The sequence below is a fragment of the Halococcus salsus genome, from assembly GCF_009900715.1.
Classification (GTDB): Archaea; Halobacteriota; Halobacteria; order Halobacteriales; family Halococcaceae; genus Halococcus; species Halococcus salsus.
Window position 1 is genome coordinate 25,812 of the sequence record NZ_JAAAJC010000006.1, and the last position, 14,998, is coordinate 40,809.

A 14,998-nucleotide genomic window follows, 5' to 3' on the forward strand; every position below is an offset into this window, starting at 1 on the left:
AGGCTATCACGTATCATGAAGAGACGGTGTTTGGCTGTTTGAATCGAGAATAAAGGCTCTCATCTGAAGGACTGGTCATCCCCGGGAGAAAAACGACGGGAACGTAGGGTGGATGATTTCTATAATTGAGCACCTTTGACGAGTTAACTCCGGGAACTCTCTGAACCTGAGTGTCCGTGGACGGATAATTCTGCGAGGCCATAGAGCAGACGACTCCTCGTTGGTTGTTCAGCGCGTCGGTAGGCTCGATTGCTTCGAAACGGTCTACCAGAAGCTGCTTAGATACCCGATTCTTGAACATTCACTACGAACGAGCGCTGCGAACTCCATGCCGGACACATCACACCTATTCTACCTCCTGATGCTTATCGACTATTTCGACTCATATGGTTAGACGTGTTTGATGAACGCCGATGTCGAACACTATCGGACATCGACCCGCTTAACTCATCAGTCCGTAGCGGGGTCGGCTTGCTCGGAGTCTGCACTACGCCCACTCTCCCCTCGCGGGAGCCCGAAGACGGCCACGAGCGCACCGACCCCGATGACCGCCGATATGACGAATGCCGACGAGAGCCCGCTGGCTAGTGCAGCGGCCGCCCCCGCCGGTGGCGTGTTCGTCTCGAATAGGACGCGCTGGAGGTCACCGAGCGTCGACACGCCAGGGACGGCAGCGAGTTGTTCGCGTGCGAGCGTCGTGATCACGACACCGAGTATGGATACGCCCATTGCGCCGCCAAGCTGGCGAAAAAACTGCTGGGAGGAGGTCGCGAGTCCCATCTGTTCAGTTCCAAGATGATTCTGGATGACAGTGAGCAACGGCGGCGTTACCGTCCCCATGCCGACACCCATGACGAACGCAACGGCGACGATCACGATGAGCGACGTTGCGGGTGTCCAGAACGCTCCTGCGGCGAAACTCGCCACGATACAGGTTGTGCCGGCGACCGAGAGCCGGCGTTCGCCGATGCGTTCGGTTGCACGGCCCGCGAGCACGCTCATGCCCGACCAACCGATCGAGATCGCCACGACCGCGATCGCCGAGCTGTTCGCGCCGCCGTGAACGCTCTGGACGAACAGCGGGATATACGTCAGCCCGGCGAAGACCACGAAGCTCGTGAGGAAGCCAGCGGTAATGGTAGCGAGGAAAGTTCGATCCCCGAACAGTGACAGCGGAATGATCGGCTCCCTGGCCCGTCGTTCGGCGAGATAGAAGCCACCGAGCGCGGTGAGGCCGATCGCGACCGCGATGCCGGCAGTAAGCGGTCGCGTCGTGAGTAGTTCGAGGCCGACCAAGATCGTGCCGACCCCCACTGTGATGGCGAATGCACCCGCATAGTCGATATCACCAGTAGCCGCACCCGTCGTTTCCTCGAGCGTGGTCGCAATGAACGCGACGGCGATGATCCCGACAGGGACGTTCACGTAAAAGACCCAACGCCAGCCGAGTGTCGAAACGATCGCGTAGCCAAGTGGTGGGCCGATCACGCTCGCAACGCCCCAGACTGAACCGCCGAGCCCGATGGCCCAGCCGCGTCGTTCGGGCGGGTAGATCACGCCGAGGATGGTGTAGGGGAGCGCGAGCATCGCCCCACCACCGATACCTTGGATTGCACGGAAGGCGACGAGCTCGGCCATGTTGCCGGCCGCTCCCGAGAGCACGCTGCCGGCGACGAAGGTAGCGATCCCGACGTAGAAGAGCCTCTTCCGGCCGTAGGCGTCGGCCAGCCGACCGAACAACGGCATCGTCACTGCGGTAAACAGCATATAGGAAGTGAACACCCACGGGTAGAGTTCGAGCCCACCGAGCGCGGTGACGACCGTCGGCATCGCGGTTGTCACGACGGTGCCGTCGACCGCGGCGAGGAAGATGCCGACCAGCACGCCGATGGTTGCAAATCGCCGTTCTCGCTCCTCCACAGATTAGGCCTCTCGGGATCTGTTGACCCTATCTGGTCGAACGCTGCGTGTTCCGTGCACAGGGATGCTACTCGATATGTGTTCTTAAGCAGTGTGACCATTGAGATTCTCCCCGCCGTGAACGACGAGGATCCCCTGCCGCAGTTGGGATCTGAAGGGCGAGGCTTTGCGCCTGCCTTTCCTGTAAGCGAGGGTTTACAGCTTGCTCTGTGTCGCCGCCAGTCCGGCATCCACGTCGACCTCACTACCCTGGGCCGCAAGCGCGTCACCGAGTGCCGCTACGACCGCGAGGACGTTCGCCGGTCGGGCGGATCGGCCCATACACCCAATCCGGAGCACGTCGCCAGCGAGGTCGCCGAGCCCGCCCGCGACTTCGATCCCGTGTTCGGAGAGCAGGTGATCGGTGATCGCCGCATCGTCGACCCCCTCGGGGAGCGCGACTGTGTTCAGGCTCGGAAGCCACGACTCGCTCGCGAGTTCGAGTCCCATCGCCTCGACGCCGTCCCGCAATGCACTCGCGACCCGTTCGTGGCGTTCCCAGCGTGCTTCGAGCCCCTCTTCGGCCACCAGTCGAAGTGCCTCGCGGAGCGCGTAGACGTTGGTGATCGGCGCCGTATGGTGGTACGCACGCTCTTCGCCCCAGTAGTCGGCGAGCAGCGAGAGGTCGAGATACCACGATCGGACCGGGGCGTCGCGACTCGTGACTTTCTCGACAGCACGTTCGGAGAGGGTGAGCGGGCTCGCACCAGGCGGTGCGGAGAGACATTTCTGCGTCGCTGAATACGCCGCGTCGATCCCCCAGTCATCAACTCGGAGTTCGACCCCGCCGAGCGACGTTACGGTGTCCGCGATCGTGAGCGCGTCATAGTCGTGGGCGATCTCAGTAAGTGCTGGCACGTCCGGCTGGAGGACGCCAGTGCTGGTTTCAGCGTGAACGAATCCCACTACGTCGGGGTCGTGGGTTTCACACGCTGCGGCTACGTCGTCCGGATCGAGCGGCGCACCCCAGGGAGCGTCGACGCGTTCAACCGAACCGCCAGCCCGCCGAACCATTGAGGCCATCCGGTCGCCGAAGTACCCGTTGTCCGGAACCAGAACCGTATCGTCGGGTTCAGTGAGATTCGCGATTGCGCTCTCCATCGCAGCCGACCCTGTACCGCTCACTGGAATCGTGAATTCATTGTCGGTTTGGAACGTGTACCGAAGCAATTCTTGGACTTCGTCCATTAGGTCGACAAAGGCTGGATCCAGATGGCCGATCAGGGGTGTACTCATCGCTCGCCGTACGCGTGGGTGGACCTCGCTCGGACCGGGCCCCATCAGAATTCGGTCGGGTGGAATGAGCTCGTCGATATCAGGTGCCTCCATAGTATCGTCTAGGTGAGGTCAGGTAAAATGTGAACGACTTGAATCGGGTCTAGCCCTGAAAATGAGTTCTCGAAATCGGTCCTTCTCTGCGTGTTGCTAGGCTTGGTAAACGTGTTCTTCTCCAATCGTGTTGGCGCTTTCTCCGTTAGCTACCTCGCCAGCATGGCGAAGAATGTCGATAGCTTTGCGGTCGTCACCGGGCTCCTGTGCCGCAAAGGCCGCAGCTAGAGGGATCACGTCCCCCGAGAGAGCAACTGAGCTGCGGTTCGACCTCGGCGAGATACGCCTCGTAACCATATGTCCGGTGGCCACGCCCGTTCTCATGCTCGCACCGGAGGTACGTCTACTCTTTGAGGCGGTGGATCGCCGACTCGAATAACGACCATTATAAGGAAGAATACAACTGGGATAAATATACGCTGGATTCGATCGACAATGGTTAGCCTTTAGCTTGCATTTCATCGGTGGTCTGGATGCTCAGAGTCGTCTTTCGCACTGATTCGACCGGAGTAATCGACCGCCTAGGGCGAGCAGTGGACGACATCAAGAGCATCGAACTCGACAACGCGTTCTACGTAGAGGACGGCACATGGATTGAGTCACTAACCATCACTGCTGAGACAGCATTTTCACCACCGGATCTCATAGCCAATCAGCCTGGAATCGAGCTATTTCATCATACAACATTGCCAGAAAACCCGACCAAGACAAGTGTTGTTCGGGTAGTCCTCACGGCACGGGAGTCCTATCCGTTCGTGCTCGAAGTCGTACTCCGGCAGGGCGCGATTCCCAACCGTATCGTCTATCGGCCTGGTGTGTTTGAGGTGGTCGCAACAGTCCAAGACTGGGAACAGTTCCGTGCTATCGCCGACGAAGTAAGCCGGAAATTCGGCACATTCGACCTCGCGAGCCTCAACGAGATCGAGAACCTCGGTGAACCACTCGACAGTGGACGGCTCTCTGAAACTCTCGTCACGAAGCTCAGCGACAAACAGCTCACCATTCTGGAAACTGCTTACAACATGGGGTATTTCGAAGTCCCAAGACAGGTGACAGCTGCTGCCGTCGCACATGAGATGGGAATCAGTCAATCCAACTTCAGCGAACGTCTTCGAACCGCTGAGCACGAACTCCTTGGGTTAGTATTCGGCGCCAGCGTGCGTGACCCGCCTGCCGACTGATTGCATCTCTATCTAGATCCTCTTCGGGAAAACGATCGTGTTCAACCCGCAAAACAACTTAAAGAATGATGAGTATCGTCACTCTTCTGGAAAACGCCCATTGAGATACCCCCCAGAGGAGGCAAGCACGACATGATAGATGACGATAGATGCCGGGGCTCAGCTCTGTTTACCCGGCGACAGTATCTCCAAACATCAGCAGTGGTTGCGGGGGCGGGAGCACTCGCTGGGTGTGGCTCGAAGACTGCGAGTCAAGTTGAAGCCAACACCCCTTCAGGGGTTCCAGCTGCAGTCGAAACTAAGTACTGGCACGACTGGCCGACGATCGATGCCGAGAGTCCGCCACTCGATTACACTGCCCGTGCGGGTCAACCACTTGATTCGGTCTCGATCGAGTATTCGAGCGAGGATGACCCATGGATGCGCGAGCATGCACTCCTGTTACAACGGGGTCTCGACAATCTCGGCGCACCAACCGAGCTCGTCGACCGGCCATTGAACCAACTTTATGCACAGAGTTGGGATACACCGGGTCTTGAACACCCACTCTCGACGAGTTCACAGGGCCCGGATCCACAGCGAGGGCTCGATCCAAACCCCTTCTTGATGCGGCTCTACAAGGAAAACCCCTCGAACTACACTAACTACTGGCACCCAAAGATAAACGACCTGCTTGAGCGCCAGCGCAAACTCACCGGTGAGCCAAAACGGAGAAAGGAACTCGTCGATCGGATTCAGCGACTGTTCGCTAATGATGTCGGTGACATAATCACACTGTTTCCGAATGTGATCACGGCGGGAAACACCCGCAACTGGCGCGGTTACGTGCGAACACCTGGAAACGGTGCGACCGGTGATGCCTTCCAATGGACGGAAGTCAACCTTCAGCCGGAAGGGAACAGCCGGGCGTTCGTCAAAGGCGTAACCACTTCGATGAATTCGCTCAATCTGCCATGGGCCGCGGGCGGTGATGAAGAACTCCGGCTCAAATTCATTTACGATGGGTTATTCGACGCCTCACCTGACCTCAAAGTCGTCCCGGGACTCGCAATCAACGCTGAGTTCACTGGCAACACGACCGTTGATGTCACCCTGAGAGAGGGAGTCTCATGGCACGATGGCAAGCCATTCACCGCCGAGGACGTCGTATTCAGTACGCGATATTTCATCGAGAACACCTCGACGAGTCAGGCCACGTTTTACGAGCCGATAGACAGTGTCGAACGTCTCGGAAAGCATGCTGTCCGATTCGAACTCGCCTATCCCGATGCGTCGTTCACGACCCAGCGGATGGTCAGAAGTGCGATCGTTCCGAAGCATCGATGGCAGGATATCGAGGCACCCTCCCAGTACAACCCCTCGAATCCAATCGGAACTGGTCCGTTCAAATTCGAAGGGTGGGATCAGGGAACCCGATTCTCAGTGACCCGTAACGAAGGTCACTGGATGTTCAGAGATGATTGGCGTGCAAAAATATTCGGTGACGCCGCCGCACAGGGACCGGGCATCGAACGGGTAATCTGGATAAACGTCGGTAACGTTGATGCGATGCTTGGTGCGCTCGCCGGTGGCCAGCTTGACGCCGTTGGTTCGACCCTGTCGAATGCACAGGCCGACCGTGCCGCCTCGAATACTGGTATCGATCGGCTCTCGACGAAGAACTTTGCCCCAGTCACGGTGAAGCTGATGCATTCGTGTCCCTTGATCCGTGACAAGGAGTTTCGGGTCGCACTCACGAAATCTATTGACAAAGATGGTTTCGCTGAGAGCGTCCTTCTCGGCGAGGCTACCGTTCCAAATGGGGAAAACTACATCTCGGAGTTGGTCGAGGCGTGGTACAACCCTGATACACCGGATTACGGCTACAACCCCGAGGCCGCACGACGTGTCCTCGATCGCGCAGGCTACCGTCGGGACGAGAACGGTGTACTCCATTTCCCGAATGGTGAAGCGTGGGGCGCATTCGTCGAACGGATCCAGAACGGCAACACCCATCGCCGACGAGCCGCGCTTGGCCAGCCGGATTTCTCGACCAAGGAGACCACGACATGAACACAATCACCTACACTCAACTGGCACAGCCCCGTTTCCCGAACCCGACCCCTAAGGCCGGGGTGGTTTTATGAGCGGCTTCAGACGTTTTCTCGCTAAACGGCTCGCCATCGCTGCCGTACTGACGCTGATCGCGGTGTCTGTAATCTTCGTGGTGCTCCGAGTGCTGCCAGGAAGCCCGTTCGAATCGCTGATCACTACCGGAAACCTCAGCCCGGACCAGGCCGACGCCGTATTTGCGCTCTACGGGCTTGACCAGCCGCTCTGGAAGCAGTACCTGTTGTATCTCCGCAATCTTCTCACCTTCCAGTTCGGCTATTCGATCCTCCAGAGCCGGCCAGTCTGGGCGATCCTTGGACCACGACTGGCTAATACGCTCGTGTTGTTAATCCCCGCACTGGTCACAACCGCAGTCCTGAGCACGCTTCTCGGGATGTACGTTGGTTGGAATCGTGGTTCGCGCACTGAAACCACGAGCATTGCGGTCACCACCTTCCTCCGGTCGACTCCGGTGTTCATCACCGCTATCTTCTTCCTGATCGCCTTCTCGTACACTCTCGGCCTCGTTCCTGCGTTCGGGATGCGAAGCGTGACCGCACAGCCGACGGGTCTCCTCGACACATACCTCTCGCTGGATTTCCTTCATCACTATATTCTGCCGTTTCTGGTCGCTGTTCTCTACTTTAGCGGCGACTTTCTCTTGCTCGCACGCAACGGAGTCGTCGAAAAGCGTGGTGCTGAGTTTCTCAAGCTCCACAAAGCGAAAGGACTCACCGAGACCGAACGCTTGCTTCGAGCCGGTCGGAACTCGATCCTTCCGGTGGTGACCTACTTCGCACTTCGAGTTGGGATGGTGTTCCAGGGTCTCATCCTGCTCGAAGTCGTGTTCGGATGGGACGGTATCGGTCGTGCGCTCGTACTCGCGATTGAACAACAGGATTATCCGCTGGTTCAGGCGTCGGTGTTCATCATGGCGCTTGCTGTAATCGTGATGAATCTCGTGGCAGATCTCCTCTACGCCTACCTCGACCCGACCGTCGAAGCAGGAGGTGCAGGCGCATGAGCACCGGATCAGCCACAATACGGTCCCGAATTGGGGCTCGAACCGAGCGCGTGTTCGGTCATCTCAAATTTCTCGCCCGTGACCGTCTCGCGCTCGTTTCGCTCATGGTTCTCGCTTCATTCATCTTCCTTGGAGTGTTCGGACCACTGCTAGCGCCGTACGACCCGATCGCCGACTATGTCCGGACCTCGAACGGCGAGATCGCGAGGCTTGCTGCCCCAAGTTTCGATGCACCGCTCGGCACCACTGAGTACGGAAAGAGCGTGCTGAGTCAATTCCTCGCTGGTGCACAGCCAACGCTGATCGTTGGGCTGCTTGGCGGCATTGGTACCGGAGCACTCGGCTTCCTTGTTGGTCTCACTAGTGGGTACTTCGGTGGCCGTGTGGACGAACTCCTGATGCGGCTTACTGACCTCACCTTCTCACTGCCGTTCATGCCGATGGCACTCCTACTGTTGACATTCGTTACTCCGAACATCTGGCTACTGACGCTGATTATCGTGGTTTTCCTCTGGAAGATGCCGGCACGTGTCGTGCGTTCGGAGGTACTCTCGGTGCGCGAACGGACGTTCGTGAAATCCGCTCGCGCGAGCGGAGCGGGGCATCTCCGAACGATGTTCTTCCACGTTGCGCCGAATGTCCTGCCTATTGGTTTTCTCTACACCGCCTACGGGGTAGCGTGGGCGATCGCCGCCCAAGCTAGCCTTGCGTTCCTCGGCTTCGGCGACCCCAATACCACCAGTTGGGGCCGGATGCTCCGGATGGTGTTCGAATCCGGTACCATCCGGATCGCATGGTGGTGGGTGCTTCCTCCCGCCATCGGGATCGCCGCCGTCACTACTGCCGTGTTCCTGATCGGCCGTGCGTACGAAGAACTCATCAACCCGGAGATAACTGACCAATGACACTACTCGAAGTTGACGACCTCGACGTGACGTATCGCACGCAGAACGGCTCAGTCCATGCGGTCAACGGGATCTCGTTCACTATCGAAGCCGGCGTGAACTATGGACTCGTCGGTGAGTCGGGGTCGGGGAAATCGACGGCTGCCGAAGCTGTGCTCGGCTTGCTCCCACCAAATGGTGTCGTCGAGAGTGGGTCGATAACCTACAAGGGCCGTGACTTGCTCGCGCTTTCACCCGCCGAACGCCGTGACGTGCTCTGGGAAGAGATCGCTTACATCCCCCAAAGTGCGATGGATGCACTCGATCCCGTGATGACAACAGGCGCACAGATCGTCCAGGCAATTCAGAAACATCGCAACGTCACACAGGCGAACGCTCGCGACCGCGTGCGTGAGTTGTTCGACATTGTGGGACTCAATCCTGACCGGATCGACGAGTATCCGCACCAATTCTCGGGCGGAATGCGCCAGCGTGTTACAATCGCGATGGCGCTCGCACTTGAGCCAGATCTGATCGTCGCCGACGAACCAACGACAGGACTTGATGTAATAGTTCAAGACAAGATCCTTGAGACGATTCTCGATATTCAAGAGCGGATCGACAGCTCGTTGCTCCTGATAACGCACGAGATCGGAGTAGTTGCCGAAACCTGCGAAGAGCTCTCGATCCTCTACGGTGGGAAGGTCATGGAGCAAGGGAGCGTCGATAACGTGCTTCTGAACCCGACAAATCCCTACACAATGGGACTGAAGAACTCGTTTCCCGAACTCGAAGCTGGTCACGCCGACCCCGTATCGATCCCTGGGTCGCCACCGAGTCTCGATGAACCACCCACAGGGTGTGTGTTCCGAGAACGGTGTCCGTTCGCCGATGAGGAGTGCGAGCGTGCCCATCCCCCACTCGTTGACTTGCCGAATCGGAACCACCGGTCGGCGTGTCACTACGTCGACCAGGCCGCTCGGATGCGCCGCGAGGCGGACGATCCTGCAACGTGGGGGATTGAGGAGGACGATGCCGCTACCGAACGAGTCGACAACAAGGATGTCGTGCTCTCAGTCGACAATTTGCAAACATGGTACTCTCAGGGCCAGTCGATGCTTGGACGACTACGTGGCGAGGAGCCACAGTACGTGAAGGCCGTCGACGGTGTAAGCTTCGACGTACGACGCTCCGAAGTTCTGGGTATCGCTGGTGAATCTGGCTGTGGGAAATCCACGCTCGGTGAGACGATCGCGTTGCTTGAAGACCCAACTGATGGCGATATCACCTTTGATGGAACCTCAGTTGAGGAGTACAAGCGTGACGGAATGAAGGAATTCCGTCGCAAAGCTCAGATCGTCTTTCAGGACCCGTTCGACTCGCTGAATCCACGGCAGACGGTTCGACGGTTGGTGAGCGAGCCGCTCGCAATCCACGGCCGTCACACTGATGACCGTGAGGAGTTCGTCGAATCGACTCTTGAACGCGTCGGCCTTACACCTGCGAGTGAGTTCCTCGATCAGTACCCACACGAACTCTCTGGTGGCCAGCGCCAGCGGGTCGCGATCGCTCGGGCACTCGTGCTCGAGCCCGAATTTTTGGTATGTGACGAGCCTGCCTCGATGCTTGATGTATCTCTGAAGGTCAATCTACTCAATCTTCTCCGGGATCTCGCTGACGAGGATGATATCGCAGTAGTTTACATTTCGCACGACCTCGCTAGTCTCGCCCAGGTTTCGGACCGACTGGCGATTATGTATCTCGGCCGAATCGTTGAAATCGGCCCCACTGCTGAACTTACTGCGTCGCCGAAACATCCGTATACTTCGCTGTTGCTCTCAGCCGCACCTGAAAAGGATCCTTCGGCTGGGCGAGAACGGGTTGCGCTTGACGGCGAACCGCCAGATCCAGTTAACCTTCCATCGGGGTGTGTCTTTGCTCCGCGATGTCCGAAAGCACGCTCTGAGTGTCGCGAAGCCGAGCCAACGCCAAACGAAGCGGGATCTGGTGACCACACTGCCGCGTGTTATTTCCCAGTTGGCAAAAGTACGTCTGGCCAATCTAGCGCATCTAGTAAATCAGAGAGCTCTGCAGACGACTAAAAGGGGCACTGTCTAACGAATTTGCTCTGAACTACAGGAGGCCGGCGATAACGAGCAGTGCGATTGCAACCACACTCCCTCCAAGAAACCATGGGCGTGCCTTCGTTGCAGCCACCCCTGCTGATTGTTCCGGCTGACTACTGGTGAGTCGACGGAAGCCGAAGAAGAGTACAACTGCAAGGACAAACCATAATCCAACCATCAGTAGTACGAGATTTCCTCGGCTGCTTGACTGGAGCGTTTCGACGGTATAGAGTGTTCCTGCGAGATGTCCCCCGCTAAACATCAACAGGAGAACTGAACCAACGGTGAGATACCAGAATCGCCGTGCGATAAGGGTCAAGCCATCGGTGCTCAGCAATTCGTTACGAGCTGCTGGGATAACAGCACCCGCGACCACTAATGTTCCACCTGTCCAGATCGCGGCGAAGATCGTGTGAACGGTCATCGCCACATCATGAATGCTTACCATCAGTGTGTTCCTGTATATTGTGGCGTGTCTGAGGTAATAGTTCTACCACTCTGAGGCGGCCGCATTCAACCAACGAACACTAAATTAGCTCGAACACAATGGAACAGAGTAGTTATCAACAAGCCGAGAGCACACACCTGAATATGTGTCCGTTGCCGCCAACGACCAGTAATGTTACTTGTCCGAACTGTGGGGCGAACAACGTTCAGACGGTCGGCGCTGAACCGGGTGAAAACCCGGACTATGAGTGTCTCACTTGTGAGAGCGTGTTCGAATAGCCGTACGCTCAGAGCGATTCCGCAGAACGTCAAAGGTTGGAAAGAGGCACCTTTTCGACAGTGGCATAATCGACATAAGCCCCTCAATTACTCAGTCAGCGACCCTACCCTACCGCTCGGGCTGACGCCCTCGCGCTTGAGGGTGGGGCTTGTCCGTGGACTCGGCCTCAGACGCTATGCGGTAGCGTAGGCGGTAAATCCGCGCTTCGGCGTCAGCGTCCCGGACTTCAGGGCGAGCTGACCGTCGCCCGTCCGACGCGACGACTGGCGGCCACGTCGGACGTATCGCAACCCGATGTTTCGGGCCGCGTTGTAGTCGGCGTTCGCTTCGTGGTCACACTTCTGACAACGGAAGTGTTCCCGCGAAGGGCGATTCTCGTCCACCGTAAAGCCACACCCGATACGCGAACAGCGTTTTGAGGTGTTCTCCGGTGGGACCGTTTCGACCGCGACACCGACCGCTTCGGCCTTGTATTCGACGTAGCCGACCAACTGGCTGAACGCCCAGCGGTGTTGCCACCGCGCTTCGGGGATGTTCTCGCGGATGTTCGTCAGATTCTCGAACACGATTGTCGAACAGTCGTGGTTGATAGCTTCGGCGATAATCCCATTCGCTGTCTGATGCAACACGTCGCGCGAGTGGCGTTCCTGCCGTCCCGACGCTATTTTCAGCGTGCGGTGGGCGCTTCGGGTCCCGGTCCGTTGGAGACTACCACGAACCCCCTCGAATCGGTCGAAGTGGTGAGTGAGTTCACCACCGGGAAAGAATCGGGCGGTGCTCGTCACAGCGATGTTTTCGACACCGAGGTCCACCCCGAGAACCGTTCCGTTCTCGGTTGTGTCCGTACTCCGTTCGGTGTCGTTCCTGTATCGGCGGAAGCCGATATGCAAGAAGAAATCACCATCGCGTGCGGTGAGCGTGCTTTCGGTCGGTTCCCACCCGTCGCCGTCGAGATACTGGCGTTGGTAGCCGTCCGGGTCCTCCGGCAGTACGAGGTCCACACGAACACGGCTGTCCGTCGTGGTGAGCGACACGGTTTGGTCGTCAAACAACGTCATAGTCCGCGTGTCGTACTTCACTGTCGGTGCGGTGAACTCCGGCTTCGACGCCTTCCGGCCCTTCGAGCGGCGAGCGATACAGCCGGTGATGGCTTGGGCGGCCTGATGCGTGGCGAGAATCGCGTGTTGGCTACTGAGGTCGGTGTCCTCACGCACCGTATCGTAGGCGAGGGGTTGTACGTCACTCCGCGTATTGCACTTCCCCCATGCGAGGTTCGTGGCGATTTGGCACCCGCGCTTCCAGTCGGTGATAGTGGTTTCGAGCGCGTCCCGTTGCTCGCCAGTCACTGAGAGGCGGGTAATCGCCGTCCGACGCACGTAGTCGTCTGCCACGTATTCAATGTGGACGCGATGATGTATAAAACACGGTAATGCCCAGCCAAACGAACGCGCTCCTCCCCTCCTTACTCGCTCACTTCCGCACCGCGTTCGCTCCTTGAGGAAGGGGACTCCGCGCTACCGATTAGTTGATTCCGCCACATTGGGAGAGATGGCTGGCAAGTAATCCCGGATAGTCAGCAATCGAATCTGAGAGATAACTTTGGCGAGCGCTCACCCCGTGGACTATTTCCCGCATCCTTCTGTGCATTTGCAAGTGATACAGTCTATACTCCAGACGCTTTCCGTGGTACTGTGAGCACAGCTCTATTTTGCAAAGGGTGTGGACAGAGTGTAGATAGATCAGACAACGACGGTGACGAGAACTCCGACTCCGTCACCTTCTATTGTAGTTGTGAAAACCGTCAATATGATCTGGAAGCTGATTTCCCAAACGGCTTTCCACCTTCCTCGGAAAGACCTGCAACGTGGGAAGAGCAGGAGTGACACAGGCACTCGTCCTCAGTTACATCCAGAGTGGTGATCAGGACACGTGCTAATAGCTCCCTTCGCTATCGCCATTTCCAGCGAGATCTAATATAAACACAGCATCCGCAAAAACCATCATCAGAGGCCGTGATCGATGGGGTTCAGAATAGTGACCTACTAGGGACTCCTCCAACCACCCAACATTTGGCTCGGGAGAAGAGCCAACTTGTAGTGCCTTTGATGTCGACAGGAACTGAGCGAGACTTACACCTAATTGGAGAGCAAAGGATGGGGAAGATTCGGCGGATTCCAATGTGTTTTGTTGTGGATGACTCCTTCCTACTTTCCTTGCATGACCACAGTTACACGCTCTCGGTTGGCTCTCTATTGACGAGATGAGACCATCAATCGCGGACACTCGCTCAATGTTTGCTAGCCGTCAGTCGACCACTGCTGCTCGATTCGTTGTTCGACCGCGCCGATAGCCGTCGAGATGACATCTATGGGGTGCAGAGAGGCCCACGTGAGGTCCGTGATTTCCTCGCCTGTTGGCGGGTGATGAAAGTGGAGGCGTGCATTATGGGGATTCAGGTGACGATCCCACCGGCATTCCCAGCGGTCTGCATCGGTGGTTTCGACGTAATGTAGTGAGAAATCACCGCTCGCGAACCACCGAATATCGAGTCGAGCGCTCTCGACTGTTGAGGGATATCGACTCTGCTCACACTGGATATGGAGGATTCGAGGCTCGTAACTGTCGGGGTCGAACTCGGTTGACGCGACGAGTGGTTCGTCGGCGAGGATTCCTTCGAGGAGTCGAAGTGTCTGCCTATCGGGTGGCCCGGTCGATGTGAGTTCACCATCCGGGATCATCTATGCCGGCAGGAGATGCCCATCGTTCGACGAAAGCTGACGAGCGAGTTCGTAGAGACGGATGTCGTGCTCGATGGATTGCCACTCGCTAATGGCGTTCATTCGTTCGTGGATCGTGTCGTGGTCGTCGTGCTCGAATACCGAGACTGCGGTCGGATCGGTAGCTCCGAAGCGCTGTTCGAATTGCTTCTGACGGTTCTCGAGCTCTCGGACGCGGTCGATGATCTCCTCGATAGTGAGTTCCTCGGCGAGACGGTTCGCGTCCTGCCATTCGAAGTACCCGTCGTTGCGTTCGTACTGGGCCGGACGGCTCTGGCGATTGGCTCGTGCGATACCCATCTCCGCGATGCGGTCGAGATGTTTTTTCGCTGCGTTCGGCGAGCAGTCCGCAATATCGGCGATCTCGCGATACGACGTTGGTTCCGTAATTCCAACGAGGACATCGTAGACACGTCCGAAGGTGTCTGTGTCTTCGGACCAGCGTTGTCGTAGCTCATTGGTCGGTTCACCACCTGGGTCTGGATCGAACTTGGTCATAAATGGCTGTACACGCTCTCCCACAATATATATTTGGAATACGCAGATATATGACCAAGCGGCGTGCCAAGGTTGAGACTGCTTGTCCTATTGACTATCATCAGTAGCTGTTGAGTTATTGGCCGTACTCATGAGAGTGGGTGGTGCATCGTTGACTGTAACCGTGGTATTGTTCGGTGGCAAGTCCGTTGCAGAAACATCTATTACTGGCCCTATTGATGAGCCATGAATCTCGGTTGCTTCCCCTGCCCGTCCCTCATCCCCACTACAGTCTGTGAGCGACCCACTGGCCGCCCCTCCCAGTACTGAGGGATACCTGGTCATTGCACCAATGTGGAGCGTCTCAAACATAGCATACGCTTTGTGGTCATTGTTGTCGTAATGTGAGCGGGGACTCACCGA

At 57.4% G+C, this 14,998-nt stretch carries 10 protein-coding genes and 2 pseudogenes; 5 read left to right on the forward strand and 7 right to left on the reverse strand.

Annotation, left to right across the window (positions count from 1 at the left end; translation table 11 throughout):
• Positions 1-450 precede the first annotated feature (450 nt).
• From GT355_RS13760 to GT355_RS18575, 3 genes and pseudogenes are all read right to left on the reverse strand, one after another.
• Positions 451-1,920 carry an MDR family MFS transporter gene (locus GT355_RS13760; RefSeq protein ID WP_160135155.1) on the reverse strand — a complete coding sequence of 490 codons (1,470 nt, stop codon included), beginning with the start codon at positions 1,918-1,920 and terminating at the stop codon, positions 451-453.
• A gap of 195 nt (positions 1,921-2,115) precedes the next feature.
• On the reverse strand, positions 2,116-3,288 hold the full coding sequence (locus tag GT355_RS13765; RefSeq protein WP_160135156.1) for a pyridoxal-phosphate-dependent aminotransferase family protein: 1,173 nt from the start codon (positions 3,286-3,288) through the stop codon (positions 2,116-2,118).
• Positions 3,289-3,387: 99 nt separating this feature from the next.
• A pseudogene (locus tag GT355_RS18575) lies at positions 3,388-3,537 on the reverse strand (cell division control protein Cdc6); the annotation flags it as partial.
• Between the two features lie 224 nt (positions 3,538-3,761).
• Here GT355_RS18575 and GT355_RS13775 point away from each other — a divergent pair.
• The 5 genes from GT355_RS13775 to GT355_RS13795 all read left to right on the forward strand — a co-directional run bounded on the left by GT355_RS13775 (position 3,762) and on the right by GT355_RS13795 (position 10,570).
• Positions 3,762-4,469 carry a helix-turn-helix domain-containing protein gene (locus tag GT355_RS13775; protein ID WP_205250446.1) on the forward strand — a complete coding sequence of 236 codons (708 nt, stop codon included), beginning with the start codon at positions 3,762-3,764 and terminating at the stop codon, positions 4,467-4,469.
• 132 nt (positions 4,470-4,601) lie between these two features.
• A complete protein-coding gene (locus tag GT355_RS13780; RefSeq protein ID WP_160135157.1) occupies positions 4,602-6,521 on the forward strand; it encodes an ABC transporter substrate-binding protein in 1,920 nt (639 codons plus the stop codon).
• Between the two features lie 70 nt (positions 6,522-6,591).
• Positions 6,592-7,584 (forward strand): ABC transporter permease, encoded by a 993-nt coding sequence (locus GT355_RS13785; RefSeq protein ID WP_160135158.1) that lies wholly within the window; start codon positions 6,592-6,594, stop codon positions 7,582-7,584.
• A complete protein-coding gene (locus GT355_RS13790) occupies positions 7,581-8,489 on the forward strand; it encodes an ABC transporter permease (protein ID WP_160135159.1) in 909 nt (302 codons plus the stop codon). Before GT355_RS13785 ends, GT355_RS13790 begins: the two co-directional genes overlap by 4 nt.
• Complete coding sequence (locus GT355_RS13795; RefSeq protein WP_160135160.1) at positions 8,486-10,570, forward strand: dipeptide ABC transporter ATP-binding protein; 2,085 nt, start codon at positions 8,486-8,488, stop codon at positions 10,568-10,570. Before GT355_RS13790 ends, GT355_RS13795 begins: the two co-directional genes overlap by 4 nt.
• A 31-nt stretch (positions 10,571-10,601) precedes the next feature.
• Here GT355_RS13795 and GT355_RS13800 read toward each other — a convergent pair whose 3' ends face one another.
• The 4 genes and pseudogenes from GT355_RS13800 to GT355_RS13815 form a co-directional block, all read right to left on the reverse strand.
• Positions 10,602-11,042 (reverse strand): hypothetical protein, encoded by a 441-nt coding sequence (locus tag GT355_RS13800; protein ID WP_160135161.1) that lies wholly within the window; start codon positions 11,040-11,042, stop codon positions 10,602-10,604.
• A 387-nt stretch (positions 11,043-11,429) separates the two neighbouring features.
• Positions 11,430-12,712: pseudogene (locus GT355_RS13805) on the reverse strand (RNA-guided endonuclease InsQ/TnpB family protein).
• 906 nt (positions 12,713-13,618) lie between these two features.
• Complete coding sequence (locus GT355_RS13810) at positions 13,619-14,059, reverse strand: toxin-antitoxin system TumE family protein (protein ID WP_160135163.1); 441 nt, start codon at positions 14,057-14,059, stop codon at positions 13,619-13,621.
• Positions 14,060-14,596, reverse strand: a complete 537-nt coding sequence (locus tag GT355_RS13815; RefSeq protein WP_160135164.1) for a DUF7342 family protein — start codon at positions 14,594-14,596, stop codon at positions 14,060-14,062.
• Between the last annotated feature and the right edge of the window lie 402 nt (positions 14,597-14,998).